At 65.2% G+C, this 16,098-nt stretch carries 8 protein-coding genes; 4 read left to right on the top strand and 4 right to left on the bottom strand.

Annotation, left to right across the window (positions count from 1 at the left end; all coding sequences use genetic code 11):
- Positions 1-34 precede the first annotated feature (34 nt).
- On the top strand, positions 35-595 hold the full coding sequence (locus BMZ70_RS11770; protein ID WP_175500773.1) for a hypothetical protein: 561 nt from the start codon (positions 35-37) through the stop codon (positions 593-595).
- On the opposite strand, the gene BMZ70_RS28015 is transcribed toward BMZ70_RS11770, so the two are convergent.
- The 4 genes from BMZ70_RS28015 to BMZ70_RS11755 are packed head-to-tail and all read right to left on the bottom strand — an operon-like array spanning position 488 to position 4,781.
- Positions 488-943 carry a hypothetical protein gene (locus BMZ70_RS28015; protein ID WP_130300793.1) on the bottom strand — a complete coding sequence of 152 codons (456 nt, stop codon included), beginning with the start codon at positions 941-943 and terminating at the stop codon, positions 488-490. The two genes, BMZ70_RS11770 and BMZ70_RS28015, sit on opposite strands and share 108 nt — an antisense overlap.
- Complete coding sequence (locus BMZ70_RS11765) at positions 876-1,502, bottom strand: nucleotidyltransferase family protein (RefSeq protein WP_165403485.1); 627 nt, start codon at positions 1,500-1,502, stop codon at positions 876-878. The genes BMZ70_RS28015 and BMZ70_RS11765 overlap by 68 nt, the downstream gene beginning before the upstream one ends.
- Before the next feature lie 49 nt (positions 1,503-1,551).
- Positions 1,552-3,864 (bottom strand): GspE/PulE family protein, encoded by a 2,313-nt coding sequence (locus BMZ70_RS11760; RefSeq protein WP_092274020.1) that lies wholly within the window; start codon positions 3,862-3,864, stop codon positions 1,552-1,554.
- A gap of 20 nt (positions 3,865-3,884) precedes the next feature.
- Positions 3,885-4,781: an MBL fold metallo-hydrolase gene (locus BMZ70_RS11755; RefSeq protein WP_092274017.1), complete on the bottom strand. Its 897-nt coding sequence runs from the start codon at positions 4,779-4,781 to the stop codon at positions 3,885-3,887.
- Between the two features lie 207 nt (positions 4,782-4,988).
- On the opposite strand from BMZ70_RS11755, the gene BMZ70_RS11750 reads away from it, so the two are divergent.
- The 3 genes from BMZ70_RS11750 to BMZ70_RS28010 all read left to right on the top strand — a co-directional run bounded on the left by BMZ70_RS11750 (position 4,989) and on the right by BMZ70_RS28010 (position 16,036).
- On the top strand, positions 4,989-6,605 hold the full coding sequence (locus BMZ70_RS11750; protein WP_092274013.1) for an HD domain-containing phosphohydrolase: 1,617 nt from the start codon (positions 4,989-4,991) through the stop codon (positions 6,603-6,605).
- Positions 6,605-8,884, top strand: a complete 2,280-nt coding sequence (locus BMZ70_RS11745; RefSeq protein ID WP_092274010.1) for a CHASE2 domain-containing protein — start codon at positions 6,605-6,607, stop codon at positions 8,882-8,884. Before BMZ70_RS11750 ends, BMZ70_RS11745 begins: the two co-directional genes overlap by 1 nt.
- 132 nt (positions 8,885-9,016) lie before the next feature.
- The gene (locus tag BMZ70_RS28010) at positions 9,017-16,036 is read left to right on the top strand and encodes a YDG domain-containing protein (RefSeq protein ID WP_130300795.1); all 7,020 of its coding nucleotides are present in this window, start codon (positions 9,017-9,019) and stop codon (positions 16,034-16,036) included.
- The last annotated feature ends 62 nt before the right edge of the window (positions 16,037-16,098 follow it).

Genomic DNA, 16,098 nt, shown 5'->3' with positions numbered 1-16,098 from the left:
TTGTGCGCAGGCAGCCGGGTGCACAATATGGTCCATGAAAATCATCGATCAACGCTATCTGGAAAGCGATAACCGCTATTCCACTCAACCGTGCTTGTTAAGCATTCTCGAACTGGATCCGGTCACGCCCGAGGCCACCGAGAAATTGCAGCAGCGCCTGTATAACACCTTGCCCGGCCTGCACCGCTTGCGGGGACTGGTCGGCAAGCGCGCCGACGCTGTGCCGCCGATTGTGGAGTTGGTTCAACAGACGGCAATTGAGTTGCGCCGCCTCGCGCTGAACGAAGTCACGGTCGGTTTTGTCGGCGTGGTGCCGCGCATGCAGGGGCGCTACCGACTTGTCCTGCCATCCATCGCCGCCGCGCCGGCGCTGGCGATGGCCACGCAACTCGTCAATGCCATGCTGGCTGGGCGGTCCTACAATTTGAAAGCCGGCCTCGCCCGCTTGCGTGCATTGGCCGACCGCCGGTGCAAACCACGTGCACCATCACGGCTGCAGCAGAGTAGGGTGGTGTTTGGCAAACCAGTCTACGACGTCGTGTTGAAATTTTTCCGCGATAGAAAGAGCATCATCAACGTCGGCTTTTGTGGCTAACAGACCGCCATATTTCCGATTGCGCCATTTGCGCATGGCTTCGATTTCATCATGGCGGTGGGTTGAGAGCCCGATCGTGCTTGACGCGGCTTCAAGCGTAACTTCGTGATGTCCGGGCTTGGCGCTGACGCGATAACCTGATGCTGCAAGCACGGCAAGAGCAGTGAGGAAGGCAACCTCATATGCCGCCTCCATGCGCGTGCTGAAGGAATTTTCTGCACGGTTGGCATCGGCGAGTTGTTCGACGCTGGTGCGGAGCCAGCTTTGGATTTGGATCTTGTTAATCGCTTGCGGAATCAGCGGGGTGTCCGGTTTTTTGCTCAGAACGGCCAAGGTCTGCAAAGACATGGGGATCTCCTTTCAAGAGGAGTGTGGGGCCGTCGAGCAGTGTAGCAATCAAGGGATCTCCCTGATCCTGTAATTGACTGATCATTGATCTAGAGAAAACGGAGGCGTTAAAAGCGCGGTCAAATTGCCTTTCAATAGGCTGAAGTAAGGCGTTGACGCGTATCTCCGAGATGTCGCCGATGATCAGGATATCTACGTCGCTACTCGCGCTTTCCTCGTTGCGGGCCACTGAGCCAAATATGGCGGCAGCTTCCACACCAGCTAGCTCGGCTAGCAGCGCCTTGAGCGTGTTCAACATGCTGCTGGATTGCTGAAATAAGAGGATCAGCGGCTGTAGCGCAGGATCGCTTGAGGCGCGATAGCGCATTTTTTCCGGCTGCTGTACCAAACCCACTGCGCACCAGCGTTGGAGCCAGCGACTTAGGTTGCCTGAGTCGACGTCGGCCTCCTTGGCAAGCTCGCGCAAGCCAAACAAGCGCGCTGGCTGCTCGAATAAGCAACGCAGGGCATGGAAGCGGGCGGCGCCGCCGAACAACTCCGCAAATAGAGAAGTATTCATGGTGCTGTTGATAGTACAGCGAATGCTGTCCATTGTACAGCGATGCCATTTACTTGATACACACCGCCCGCACCATCTTGATATCGGTAATCCCCAAGAGGATTTTTTCGATGCCGTCCATTTTCAGGGTCAGCATACCGTCTTCCAGCGCGGCGGCCAGCAGTTGAGCGACGCGGGCGTGTTCTTGTAGCAGCTTCTTGACTTTATCGGTGCCGATCATCAGTTCGTGCAGGCCGACGCGGCCTTTGTAGCCTTTGGTGCACTCGTCGCAGCCGACTGCGCGGTACAGCGTGAACTTGTCATCCTTGGTGTATTGCTGCTTCCAGCGCGCCAGGATCACGGATTTGTCGAGCAGGTCTTCGCAGTATTCGGCCAGCAGGGCATCGAGCTCAGCCGGCGATGGTTCGTAGGCCTGCTTGCACTTGCCGCACAGCCGCTTGGCCAGGCGTTGCGCCAATATGCCCAGCAGCGCATCGGAGAAGTTGAACGGGTCCATGCCCATGTCCAGCAGCCGCACGATCGATTCCGGCGCGCTGTTGGTGTGCAGCGTCGAGAACACCAGGTGCCCGGTCAACGAGGCTTCGATGCCCATGCTGACGGTTTCCTTGTCGCGCATCTCGCCTACCATGATGATGTCCGGATCGGCGCGCAGGAAGGCCCGCATCACGGTCGCAAAATCCAGCCCGGCCTTGCGGTTGACCTGCACCTGTCGCAAGCCTTTCTGCGTGATCTCAACCGGGTCTTCGGCGGTCCAGATTTTGGTGTCCGGCGTGTTCAGATAATTGAGCACCGAGTGCAGGGTGGTGGTCTTGCCGGAACCGGTTGGGCCGCACACGAAGAACAGGCCGTAGGGCTTGCTCACCGTCGCCCGCAGGCGCTCCAGATTGAACGGCAGCACGCCCAGCTTGTCCAGCGGGATCGGCTCGCCGGCCGCCAGGATCCGCATGACGATGTCTTCCACGCCGCCCGAGGAGGGAATCGTCGCCACCCGCAGTTCGATATCCAAAGGCCCGTATTTTTTAAACTTGATCTTGCCGTCCTGTGGCTTGCGGCGCTCGGAGATATCAAGGTCGCACATGATTTTCACGCGTGCCACCAAGGCCGAGCGATAGCTGGCCGGAATCTCGATGTAGGGCACCAGCGTGCCATCCTTGCGGAAGCGGATGCCGGTCTTGCCCTTGCCCGGCAGCGGTTCGATATGGATGTCCGACACGCCCTGCCGGTAGGCATCCATGATGATTTTGTTGAGCAGCTTGACCAGCTCGTTCTCGACCGCCTCCGACACTTCGCCCGCGCCTTCGCCATCTTCGTCGTAGACGTCGTCCATGCCGGACAGCAGGTCGCCGACGCTGCCGCTATCGCCGTGGCCATAGAACAGCTCCACCATCTGCCGGAACTCGCGGTGCGAGGTGACCCGGTACACCGGCTTGGCGCGCGGGAAGATCTGCTCGACGATGTGCGTATGCGCCACCCGTTCCGGATCGAGCGCCGCCACCAGCAAGCCTTCCTTGTTGTCCTCAAGCGGAATCCAGCCCGATTCTTCCACGTACTGGCGCTTGAGGTTCTTCAGCAGGTCGACCGGCTTCAAACGGTCCGCGCGGAAGTGCTCGTACGGCACGCCGAAGTGCTTTTCCAGCGACACGCCAATGGCGGCAGGCTTGATTTCGTACTCGTCGATCAGCACGTCCTCGATATCGAGCTCCTTGGCGCGCGCGCTGCGCGTGGCGGCTTCCAGTTCCTGCGCCGAGATCACCGCCTCTGTCACCAGCCCGTCATACTTGGTGCGTACCATTTGCGGTGGTTTCATGCGTTGCGAGAACGCCACCGACAAGGTCTCGCACAATTCCTTCACGCCTTCCTCGGCGATGGCGGAGAAGGGCACGCGGTCGCGGTTGTTGATGAACTGGACCACGCCCAGCAGTTCGCGCGATTGCACCGAGATCAGCGGCGCCACCAGCATCTGCTTGGTGCGGTAGCCGGTGCGCTGGTCCACGCCTTGCTGGAAGCGCAGCTCCGGCGAATAGCGGTTCAGTTCGTTCTGGTCGTAGACGTCGGCCAGGTTGACGGTCTTGCGCGTCAGCGCCACGTAGCCGGCGATGCTGGCCGGCGTGATCGCCAGCTTGAGGTCGCGGAACGAGGTCAGCCCGGTTTTGACCTTGGAGACGATGTGGTCCTTCTGCTGGTCCAGCGCGTACAGGGTGAAGCGGTCGCAGTTGAACAGGTCGCAGAATTCCATGCCCAGGTCGAGCATGATTTCATCGAGGTTGCTGGTGGCGTGGATCTTGGTGGTGACCGCTTGCAGCTTCTGGAAAAACGCCAGCCGCAGATCGACATCACTAGGTCGTACGCCGGCGTCATTCATGATCGCTCCACCAGGGTTAGCTACATCAGTGTGACTTCCATGCCTTCGTAAGCGAGGAAGACCTTGAGGTCACCCAGCACCGCCGCGTGGCGCGCCATGACTTCGGCAAACACGGCTTCCAGTTCGTCGTCGCTGCGGGTCGGTTCGTGATGGGTGCAGTATAGCGCTTTGGCGCCGGTGCGCAGCGCCAGTGCGAACGCCGAATCGAAGGTGCCGTGGCCCCAGCCCTGCTTGGCCGGATACTCTTCGCGCGTGTAGGAGCAGTCGACGATCAGTGCATCGACGCCGTGCACCAGGGCGTCGATGGCGGTGTTGCGCTCGGCCATCCATTGCGCGTAGGCGGCATGTTCGGGATGACCGGCCGGGTGGATGTTGTAGTGCGGCTCATGGTCGCCGGTGAAGAACAGCGAGCGGCCGTTGCAGTCGATGCGGTAGCCGAGGTCGGTCACCGGGTGGTTCATCACCACGTTGCTGACGGTGGCGTCGCCCACAGCGACTGGCTGGCCGACTTGCAGCGTCTGGTATTCGATGGTGGCGTCCATCTGGGTTTCGCTGACCGGGAAGTAGCTGTTCTGCAGCTGCACCCCCATCACGTGTTCGATGCCGTTGCCGGTCACCGGGTCGGTCACGCCGTGCAGGCGCACGCGGCTGTCGCGGATGAACAGCGGTGTGAAGAAGGGCAGGCCGTGGATGTGGTCCCAGTGGCTGTGCGTGATGAAGATGTTGGCGTGGATCGGCCGGGCCTTGTTTTGAATCAGCGCCTGCGCCAGCGCGAACAGGCCGGTCCCGCCATCGATGACGATCAGGGTATCGTTGTCGGTGCGTACTTCGATGCAGGTGGTGTTGCCGCCGTAACGCGCCGTACGCGGACCGGGGGAGGGTATCGAACCACGGACTCCCCAAAATTTAAATTTCATACGCAATTCCCTGGTAATCGCTCTTTTTGTTGTTTGTTGCCTTCGATAATAGCTTTTTTTTTGTTTTACAGGGAAAAGCCGATGCAAATTCGTCGCATCGTCAATTTCCCGATGTACAACAGCTTGCACTAGGGCTACACTCTCAAACTGCGCTTGCAAATTGCGCACTATTGTGCCACGTCCAAAACGTTGTCAAGAAAAACAACCATGCAAGAGTTGAATCAAATCCAAATCGCCGCCCGCCTGGACCAACTGACCGAGCTCAGCGTCCAGCTCGGCAGCAATCACGATACCGACTCGTTGCTTGAGCGCATACTCATGGTTGCCAAGGGCATGACCCACGCCGACGGCGGCACGCTGTACCGTCCGAGCGAGGACATGCAGCAGCTGAATTTCCACATCCTGCTCAACGACACCCTCAACATCCACCAGGGCGGCTCCAGCGGCGTGCCGGTGACCGGCGGCGTGCCGCTGTACGACGAGCAGGGCGAGAAGAATCTGTCGGCGGTGGCGGCCTACGCCGCCCACTTCGGCCTGTCGGTCAACATCGAGGATGTGTACAAGGCGGACGTGTTCAACTTCTCCGGCATGGTCAAGTTCGACAAGATGCGCGGCTACCATTCGCAATCGTTCCTGACGGTGCCGATGAGCGACCACGAAGGCGAGCTGGTGGGCGTGCTGCAGTTGATCAATGCCAAGGATCCCGACACCGGCGCCATCCGCGCCTTCAGCCAGACCGACCAGCGCTTCATCGAAGCGCTGGCGGCGCAGGCGGCGGTGGCCCTGACCCACCAGCGCCTGATCTTCCAGCTGGAAGAACTGCTGGAGTCGCTGGTCAACCTGATCAACATCGGCATCGACGAGAAGTCGCCTTACACCGGGCGCCACTGCCAGTTCGTGCCGGAGCTGACCATGATGCTGGCCGAGGCCGTGCACGAAACGGCCAGCGGCCCGCTGGCCGATTTCCGCATGAGCGACGCCGACCGCAAGGAGCTGTGGCTGGCTGGCCTGCTGCACGACTGCGGCAAGATCACCACCCCGGTGCACGTGGTGGACAAGGCCACCAAGCTGGAAACCATCTTCGACCGCATCGCCGTGATCGACACCCGTTTCGAGGTGCTGCTGCGCGACGCCGAGATTGCCGCCCTCAAGCGCAAGCTTGAACCCGGTGCCAACGCGGCCGCCATCGATGAAGAACTGGCGGCGCAGCAGGCCGCGCTGCGCGCCGAGCGCGAGTTCATCCGCGTCGCCAACGTCGGCGGCGAGGGCATGAAGCCGGAAGACCAGGACCGTGTGCGCAGCATCGCCCAGCGCCGCTGGACCGGCCCGGACGGCGTCGAGCGCGCCTTCCTCGACGACGACGAGCTGATGAACCTGACCATCAAGTTCGGCACCCTGACCGACGCCGAGCGCAAGGAAATCAACAACCACATCGTCATGTCGATCAAGATGCTGGAGGCGCTGCCGTGGCCGAAGCACCTGAAGAACGTGCCGGAATTTGCCGGCGGCCACCACGAGCGCATGGACGGCAAGGGCTATCCGCGCGGCCTGACCAAAGAGCAGATGTCGGTGCAGGCGCGGGTGATGGCGATTGCCGACATCTTCGAGGCGCTGACCGCCAAGGACCGCCCGTACAAGAAGGGCAAGATGCTGTCCGAGTCGCTGCGCATCCTCGGCAACTTCGCGCTCAACGGCCACATCGATCCGGACCTGTTCGACATCTTCATCCGCAAGAAGATCTACATGGAATTCGCCCATAAGAACATGGACGAAAAACAGATCGACGTCATCGACGAAGCCAAGATCCCAGGCTACACGCCCTGATGCGCCTGCTTCCCGCCAAACTCGGCAAGACCCTCGCCAAATACGGCTGGCGTTGGCTGCTGGGTATCCTGATCACGCTGGCCGGGGTGTTTTATTCGCTGGACTGGTACAGCAACGACACCGTGGCGCGGCTCGATAACCTGTGGGCCGGCGAGCGCATGAAGCTGGAACCGCCGGTGCTCGACAAGCGCATCGTCATCGTCGACATCGACGGCAAATCGCTGACCGAGTTCGGCCGCTTCCCGTGGAGCCGCAATGTGCAGGGGGCGCTGATCTCGCAGCTGGTCGATCACTACCAGGTCAAGGCGGTCGGCTACGATATTTCGTTTCCCGAGCCGGACACCTCGTCCGGCTACAACGTGCTGGAAAAGCTCTCCAGGACCGAGCTGAAAGACGTGCCGGTGCTGCGCCAGCGGCTGGAAGAGCTGAAGCCGATGATGGACTACGACGGCGTGTTCGCCACGGCGCTCAAGGGCAAACCGGTGATCCTCGGCTTCAACCTGTCGCCCGACCAGATCAAGGGCGCGCTGCCCAAGCCGCTGTTTTCCGAGTCCGACCTCAACGGCCGTGAGCTGCTGGCCTACAACGCGCCCGGCTACGAGGCCAACGTGCCGGTGCTGACCCAGGCCGCCGCCGGCGCCGGCAGCTTTTCGGTGGTGACCGATCCCGATGGCATCGTCCGCAGCGCTTACCTGATCCAGCAGGTCGAGGACCATTACTACCCGTCGCTGTCGCTGGCCACCGCCTCGCTGTACCTGGACGCGCTGGCGGTCAAGCCGCTGCTGAGCGAGACCGCCGACCAGCTGTCGCAAGCCCAGCTCGACAGCGGCGGCTACGATGCCCTGACCATGCTGCTGCCCGGCCGCAAGCAGCGCCTGATTCCGGTCGGCGAGGCCATGAGCACGGTGGTGCAGTATCGCGGCCGTGGCGGCCCGCACGGCGGCTCATTCCGCTATGTCTCGGCAGCCGACGTGCTGACCGGGCGCGCGCCGGCGGACATCCTCAAGGGCACGGCGGTGCTGATCGGCACCACGGCGCCGGGCCTGGTCGACTTGCGGGCCACGCCGGTCAACCCGGAATACCCGGGGGTGGAAATCCACGCCAACCTGATCCGCTCGATGCTGGACAACCGCTTCAAGCAAAAACCCTACTATGCCTTCATCCTGGAGGCGGCCTCGGTGCTGGTGGTCGGGCTGGCGCTGAGCTTTGGCCTGGCGGCGCTGTCGCCGCTGCGCGCGATTTTGTCGGGCGTGGCGGTGCTGGCGGCGGCGGTCGGCATGAACTATTACCTGTACCGCGAGATGGACCTGATCTTCAACCTCGCCATGCTGGTGATCGTGATCGTCAGCGTGTTCGTCATCAACGTGGCGTGGGGCTACTTCTTCGAGGTGCGCAAGGGAGTGGCGCTGGTGTCGCGCTTTGGCGAATACGTGGCGCCGGAGCTGGTGGCCGAGATGGCCGAGGATCCCGAGAAATACAATATGGACGGCGAAAGCCGCGAGCTGACCGTGATGTTCGTCGACGTGCGCGGCTTTACCACCATCTCGGAAGGGCTGACGCCGAAGGCGCTGCGCGAATACATCAACCTTTACCTGACGGCCATGTCGGAAGACATCCGCAGCGCCCACCAGGGCACGCTCGACAAGTACATCGGCGACGCCGTGATGGCGTTCTGGGGCGCGCCGGTGGCCTTCGACGATCACGCCAGCCGGGGCGTCGCCACCTCGCTGCTGATGCAGGCTTCCGCCAAGCGCCTGAACCAGGACTTCCTGGCGCGCGGCTGGCCGGAACTGAAGATCGGCATCGGCCTCAACACCGGCATGATGCACGTGGGCGACATGGGCTCCAACATCCGCCGCGCCTACACGGTGATGGGCGACGCGGTCAACCTTGGCTCGCGGCTGGAGGGCATCACCAAGGTGTACGGCGTCGGCATCGCAGTGGGCGAGAGCACGCGCGCGGCCGCGCCGGAATTCACCTATCGCGAGCTGGACCTGGTGCGGGTGAAGGGCAAGAACGAACCGGTGGCGATCTTCGAACCGATCGCGCTGGCGCAGGACACCGACGAGGCCACCAAGGCCGAAGTGGCGCGCTGGCATGAAGCGCTGGCCGCCGTGCGCGCGCAGCGCTGGGACGAGGCCTCGTCCATCCTGGCCGAGCTGCAGGCGCTGTCGCCGCAGCGCGGCCTGTACCAGTTATACGTCGAGCGCATCGCCTACTACCGCGCGCATCCGCCGGGCGAAGGCTGGGACGGTGTGACCACTTTTGAAACCAAGTAGTAGCGGATTTGGCAATCATGATGCGGGAATAAGGCAGCCACAGTTTCCCAAAAAAATGGTGGCGAGCTGGGCAAAGGGGATTAAACTTTTAAGAAGTTAGTTTCCCATTGGCTACCTTTGTAGGATCTCGCCATGAATGCTTCCGCCCGCTCCCGCAAGCTGCGCCGCAAGGCCATCGCCGTCTTGATTGCCGCCTGCTACAGCAGCGTGTATGCGGCGCCGGTCAGTCCCACGGTGGTGGCGGGACAGGCCAGTTTCAACCTGCAGGGCAAGACCTACACCATCACCAATACGCCCAACGCCATTATTAACTGGCAGGGCTTCTCGATCGCGGCGGACGAACTGACCCGCTTCGTCCAGCAGAGCAGCGACAGCAAGGTGCTCAACCGCGTCACCGGGCAGGACCCGAGCCTGATCCTCGGCTCGCTGCAATCGAACGGCAAGGTGTTCCTGATCAATCCCAACGGCGTGATGTTCGGCGCCGGTTCGCGCGTCGATGTGAACGGGCTGGTGGCGTCCAGCCTGAATATCTCCAACGCCGACTTCCTGGCCGGTAAAAACAACTTCAACGGCGCCGCCAACGCGGGCAAGGTCAGCAACCAGGGCGCGATCACCACGCCGTCCGGCGGCCAGATCTTCCTGATCGCGCCGGCGGTGGAAAACAGCGGCATCATTTCCTCGCCTAACGGCGAGGTGGTGCTGGCGGCCGGGCATACGGTGCAGCTGTTCGACTCGGCCGATCCGAATGTGCAGGTGGTGGTGTCGTCGCCGGCCGACCAGGCGCTCAATCTGGGGCAGGTGGTGGCGCAGGGCGGGCGCATCGGCGTCTACGGCGCGCTGGTCAACCAGCGCGGCAGCATCAACGCCAACAGCGCGGTACGCGGCGCCAACGGCAAGATCGTGCTCAAGGCCAGCGGCACCATGCTGGCCGAGGCCGGCAGCCAGACCACCGCCACCGGCAGCAACCTCAATACCGGCGGCGAGATCCTGCTGCTCGGCGAGAAGGTCGGCCTGAGCGGCAACGCGCTGGTGGACGCCAGCGGCGCGGCCGGCGGCGGCACGGTGCTGGTCGGCGGCGACTATCAGGGCAAGAACGCGGCGGTGACGAATGCGCAGCAAGCCTATGTCGGCAAGGAGGCGGTGATCCGCGCCGACGCCGTCGACAGCGGCAACGGCGGCAAGGTGGTGGTGTGGAGCGATGCCGCCACCCAGGTGTTCGGCGCCATCTCGGCGCGCGGCGGCACGGCCGGCGGCCACGGCGGCATGGTGGAAACCTCGGGCCATTATCTCGACATGCAGGGCACGGTCGACACGCGCGCGCCCAAGGGCGCCAACGGTTCGCTGCTGCTCGATCCGAGCGACGTCTACATCGCGCTGGACCCCAGCACCGCGCTCAGCGCCGGCATGGAGATCGGCGCCACGATACCGCTCAGCGGCGGCGTGTTCCTGGAAACCACGGCGGTCAAGGATTCGCTGCTGCTGACCGGCGTGCTGCAAACGGCGCTGCTGACCAGCGATGTGACGGTCAGCACCGCCAACAGCAGCGGCAGCGGCACCGGCGTGATCAGCGTGCTCAGCCCCTTGCTGTGGGTCACCTCGCGCAACCTCAGCCTGCAGGCCGACAGCAATATCCAGATCAAGTCGTCCATCACCGGCATCAACGGCGCGCTCAACCTGACGGCCGGCGGCGCCATCGTCCAGACCACCAGCCCGATCGATGCGCTGGCGGTGTCCAGCCTGGGCGCCATCGCGGCCGGCAGCATCACGCTCGACAACAACGCCAACACCATCGGCGCCAGCGCCGCGCTGGCCTCCAGCGGCGGCAGCGCCACGCTGACGGCGGTCAACGTCAACCTGGCGGCCAGCAGCGCGGCCGGGGCGCTGACGGTGACCGCCTACAATGGCGACCTCAGCGTGAATGGCGACCTGTCCGCCGGCACCGGTATCACGCTGCAGTCGAGCAAGGCCAGCGGCACGCTGACCATCGCCAGCGGCCAGGCCGTGAACGCCACGGCGGGCGACATCAAGCTGGTGGCCGACAAGATGAGCCTGCTGGGCTCGGCCAGCGTGAACACCGGCCACGCGCTGTGGCTGCGGCCGTACCAGGATTCGGTCAATGTGCTGATCGGCGGCAGCGCGGCCGACGCCACCGGCACGCTGGGCCTGAGCCAGGCCGAGCTGCAGCGGATGAGCGTGGCGAGCAATGCCTTGCTGGCCATCGGCACTTCGTTCAGCGACAGCGGCGCCAGCGGCACGCTGACCGTGAACGGCGCGCTCGACCTGTCGAGCATGGGCGGCGGCCTGCTGCTGCAATCGCAGGCGGGCGACCTCAGCATCAGCAGCGGCGCCGCGCTGACGGTGCCGGGCGTGATCAGCCTGCAGACCCTGCCGACCGGTAATCACCGCGTGACCAATGCCGGCACCGTCACCTCGTCCTCGGGCATCAACGTCTATGCCGGCAAGATGACGCTGGCCGCCGGCACGCTCAACGCCAGTTCGGTCGGGCTGGAAAGCGGCAACGACATCGCGCTTGGCGCCACCAGCGCCGGCAGCGACACGCTGGCGCTGACCAGCGGCGACCTTAACAGCGCCAACGCCACGCAGCTGCACGTCTCGGTCAACAGCAGCCACGGCGGCACCGGCGATATCACGGTTAGTGCGCCGCTGTCGCTGAGCGTGCCGAGCCTGAGCTTGACGGCGCAGCGCAATATCGCGCTGGACGCGGCGCTGACCACCAGCGGCAGCCTGGGCCTGAGCGCACCCGGCGCCATCAGCGCCGACGGCGCGGTGGCGGTGGGCGGCAGCTTTGAATTGGTGAGCGGCGACTGGACGCAGAACAGCGCCTCGCTGCCGGCCTTCAGCGCCGGCGACTTCAAGCTGAGCGGCGGCACCTTCGTGCGCGTGCAGGGCGGCGACGGCAGCCTGTCGACGCCGTACCAGCTGGCCGATATCTACGGCCTGCAGGGCGCGGCCACGCTGGGCGGCGCCACTTCCTATGTGCTGAGCAACAATATCGACGCCAGCGCCACCGGCAGCTGGAGCGGCTCCTTCGTGCCGCTGGCCAGCAGCGGCTACACCGGCGTGTTCGACGGCGCCGGCCACACCATCTCCGGCCTCAGCATCGACCGCGCCAGCGAGAGCAACGTCGGCCTGTTTGCCCGCATCGACACCGGCACCGTGCGCGACCTGACCCTGAGCGATGTGTACGTCAACGGCCGCTACAACGTCGGCGGGCTGGCCGGCCTCGTCAGCGAAGGCATCGGCTACATCAACAACGTCAGCGTCAGCGGCACCGTGGCCGGGATCGGCAACGCGGGCCTGCTGATCGGCCGCAACGGCGGTCTGGTCGGCAATGTCCACAGCAGCGGCACGGTGTACGGCGACAGCGGCACCGACGCCTCCAACATCGGCGGGCTGGTGGGCGCCAATTCCGGCCAGATCAGCGACGCCTGGTCCGACGCCACCGTCAGCACCAGCGGCTTCGGCTATGCCGGCGGCCTGGTCGGCAGCAACTATGTCGGCGCCGACAGCACCGGCGCCATCGTCCGCTCCTACGCCCTCGGCACGGTGTACAGCTCGGGCGAGATCGTCGGCGGACTGGTTGGCGACAACAATGGCGGTGCGCTGTCGCTGTCGTATGCCAGCGGCAGCGTCAGCGGCGGGCGGAATGTTGGCGGGCTGGCCGGGCGCAATACCAACGGCGGCACCATCTACAACGTCTTTGCCAGCGGCGAGGTCAGCGTCAACACCGACAACCCTTACCTGAGCCACGCCAATATCGGCGGCCTGGTCGGCGAGCTGTTCAGTGGCTACGTCAGCAGCGTGTACAGCACCGGCCATGTCGACGACAGCGGCGTCGCCTATACCGGCGGGCTGGTCGGCAAGCTGATGGGCGGTTCGCTGTCGTCCGGCTACTTCAACCAGGACAGCGCCGGCACCAGCACCGACGGCGCCGGCGGCGTCGGCCTGACGGCGGCGCAGATGCTCAGGCAAAGCAGCTTCGCCGGCTTTAACTTCGACGACGGGCCGGAATGGCGCATCTACGACGGCCACACGGCGCCGATGCTGAAGACCTTCCTGATCCCGTACGAAGTGGGCGTGACCGGCGGCGGCAGCATCAGCAAGGTGTACGACGGCGAATCGGCCACCTTCACCGGCAGCACCGGCACGCTGCCGGCCGCCATCCACGGCGCGCTGGGCTTCGACGGCGCGGTCAACGCCGGCAGCTACACGGTGGGCGGCCTGTGGTCGACCAGCTACGACATCAGCTACACCGGCAGCAGCGCCACCCTGACCATCGACCCGCGTCCGGTCACGGCGGTGGTCAGCGCCAGCAAGACCTATGACGGCAGCACCAGCTTCAGCGGCACGCCCAGCGTGGCGTTCACCAACCTGGTCGGCTCCGATACGCTGGGCCTGGCGGGCGTGATCCACTTCGACAACAAGAACGCCGGCAGCGGCAAGGTGCTCAGCTTTGGCGACGTGGGACTGACCGACAACCCGCTCGGCAACTACGTCCTGTCCTCTGGCGGCGTCAGCGGCACCGGCACCATCAGCCCGGCGCCGCTGGCCGTCAGCGGCCTGACGGTCAACAGCCGCACCTACGACGGCAGCCTGGCCGCCACGCTGGCCGGCACGCCGGGCGCCACGCCGCTGTCGGGCGACACGGTGACGGTCAGCCTGGTCGGCAGCGGCACGGCCAGCTTCGCCGACAAGAACGTCGGCAGCGGCAAGGCGGTCACGGTCAGCGCTTCCAGCTTCACGCTGGGCGGCGCCGACGGCGGCAACTACGTGGCGCTGGCGCCCACCGGCCTGACCGGCGAGATCACGCCGGCGCTCCTCGGCCTGAGCGGCATGACCGCCGCCAGCCGCGTCTACAACCTGGACTATGACAGCGCCAGCGGCACCTACGGCCAGCTGGCCACGGTCAGCGGCGGCACGCTGGTGGGCGTGGTCAGCGGCGACAACGTGGTGATCGCCAGCGCCAAGGGCCTGTTCAGCGACAAGAATGTCGGCACCGCCAAGCCGGTGGCGCTCGCCAGCCTGGTGCTGGGCGGCGCCGATGCCGGCAACTACGAGATGGGCCCGCCGCCGCTGGACATGACGGCCAACATCACGCCGGCCACGATTTCGGTCTCGCTGGCCAGCCGCGCCTACAACAACAGCACCGCCGCCTCCTTCAGCGGCGCCACCCTGCATGGCGTGCTGTCCGGGGCCGAGAGCGATGTGGTGTCGCTGTCGGTCGGCGAAACCACCAGCGGCGCCTACGCCGACAAGAACGTCGGCAGCGCCAAGCTGGTGACGGTGAGCGGCGGCGCGCTGGGCCTGAGCGGCGCCGACGCCGGCAACTACGTGCTGTCGCCGACCGTGACCGGCGATATCACGGCGCGCGCGCTGGCCACCTGGACCGCCACCAGCGCCGGCTTGTGGAGCGATGCCGCCAACTGGGCCGACGGCGTGGCGCCGTCGGCGTCCAACGTGCTGGCCGCCTCGCTCGGCAGCAGCGCCGGCCTGGTCACCTACGACAGCTCGGCCGGCACCACCTCGCTGGTCACGCTCAGTTCCAGCGGCACGTCGCTGACCCTGACCGGCGGCAAGCTCAGCCTGACGGGCAGCGAGTACGATGCCTCCTACCTCAGCGGCGTTGTGACCAACAGCGGCGGCACGCTGGAAGTGCTGGGCAAACTGTCGGCCAGCAACCTGGTGCTGGCCAGCGGCACCCTCAGCGGCGTTGGCAGCGGCAGCTACATCTACGTCAACAACCTGAGCCAGACCGGCGGCATCATCGACAGCACCGGCACGGTCTACCTTGGCAGTGGCGGCAATATCACCACCGGCAATATCCGCGCCCACAGCCTGACCCTGAACGCCGGCGAGGGCGGGGTGGTGACGCAGACCAGCGGCAGCCAGCTGGTCGCCGACACGCTGAGCGTTACCAGTTCCGGCAACATCACGCTGGCCAACGCCAACAACCATGTGGGCGCGTTCGACGCCACCATCTACGGCAGCGGCAATATCGTGCTGACCAATGTGGTGACCAGCGGCGAACTGGCGCTCGGGCCGCTCACCACCACTGGCAATATTGTGATCGACAACACTGGCGCAGTGCACACCGTGGGCGCGATCACGGCCCATACCGGCGGCGCCGGCACCGGCGTGATTTCGATCACCGCGCACAGCCCGGTCATGATCGACAGCACCCTGGCCGGCGCCGATATCGGCTTGTCGGCCAGCACCGACATCGTGCTCGGCAGCGGCTCCGCGCTCAGCTCCAGCCACAGCATCGACATGACGGCCGGCACCGGTATCACGCTGGGCGGCTCGCTGTCGGTGCCGGCCGGCGGCAGTATTTCGGCGGTGGCCAAGACTGGCAGCATCAGCGCCAGCGCCGGCACCCACATCAGCAGCGGCGGTTCGCCGGTGACCTTGTCAGCACCGATGGGCTCGGTGAGCACCAGCGGCACCTCGTTTGGCGCCGGCACCGTGCCGGTCATCAGCGACGGCGCGGCGGCGGCAGCGGCTGCCGCCGCTGCCGAAGCGGCCGCCAAAGCCGCCGCCGAAGCGGCCGCCAAAGCCGCTGCCGATGCGGCGGCGGCGGCAGCGGCTGCTGCGGCGGCCGATGCCGCCGCCAAGGCTGCGGCCGACGCTGCGGCGAAAGCCGCCGCCGATGCGGCTGCCAAGGCCGCCGCCGACGCCGCCGCCGCCGACGCCGCCGCCAAGGCCGCCGCCGATGCCGCCGCCGCGCAGGCTGCGGCCGAAGCAGCGGCCAAGGCTGCCGCCGACGCCGCCGCCAAGGCCGCTGCCGATGCGGCCGCCAAAGCCGCCGCCGATGCCGCTGCCAAGGCGGCTGCCGATGCGGCCGCCAAGGCCGCTGCCGATGCTGCCGCGCAGAGCCAGCAGAACCAGCCGGTCACGGCGGCGATCAATTCCACCGTCAACATCATCAACAGCTCGGTCAACGCCAGCCAGAACAAGGCCAGTACGCCGGCCACGGTGCCGGAGCAGCACGTGGCCAGCAGCGCCACCACCGGCAGCAGCTCGGGCGGCAGCGCGCTGGAGGACAAGGTGGCGGACGAGAAAAACGCCGACGGCAGCGCCAAGACCACCACCACCGCCGCCAAGGAGCAGGTGAAGAAAATGTATTGCAACTAAGTTCAGGCAGAAAACCAACAGATCCGGCGCTTGCGGCGGCAGGGAAGGACTCAGCGCCCCGT

Origin of the sequence: Duganella sp. CF402, from assembly GCF_900109645.1 — a bacterium.
Classification (GTDB): Bacteria; Pseudomonadota; Gammaproteobacteria; order Burkholderiales; family Burkholderiaceae_D; genus Rugamonas.
Note: the sequence above shows the minus strand (reverse complement) of the source record. Positions and strands in the feature narration are given on the sequence as shown.

Coding starts and splice junctions, on each gene's coding strand:
- BMZ70_RS11770 (WP_175500773.1), top strand. CDS start 35: ATGAAAATCATCGATCAACGCTATCTGGAAAGCGATAACCGCTATTCC.
- BMZ70_RS28015 (WP_130300793.1), bottom strand. CDS start 943: ATGTCTTTGCAGACCTTGGCCGTTCTGAGCAAAAAACCGGACACCCCG.
- BMZ70_RS11765 (WP_165403485.1), bottom strand. CDS start 1,502: ATGAATACTTCTCTATTTGCGGAGTTGTTCGGCGGCGCCGCCCGCTTC.
- BMZ70_RS11760 (WP_092274020.1), bottom strand. CDS start 3,864: ATGAATGACGCCGGCGTACGACCTAGTGATGTCGATCTGCGGCTGGCG.
- BMZ70_RS11755 (WP_092274017.1), bottom strand. CDS start 4,781: ATGAAATTTAAATTTTGGGGAGTCCGTGGTTCGATACCCTCCCCCGGT.
- BMZ70_RS11750 (WP_092274013.1), top strand. CDS start 4,989: ATGCAAGAGTTGAATCAAATCCAAATCGCCGCCCGCCTGGACCAACTG.
- BMZ70_RS11745 (WP_092274010.1), top strand. CDS start 6,605: ATGCGCCTGCTTCCCGCCAAACTCGGCAAGACCCTCGCCAAATACGGC.
- BMZ70_RS28010 (WP_130300795.1), top strand. CDS start 9,017: ATGAATGCTTCCGCCCGCTCCCGCAAGCTGCGCCGCAAGGCCATCGCC.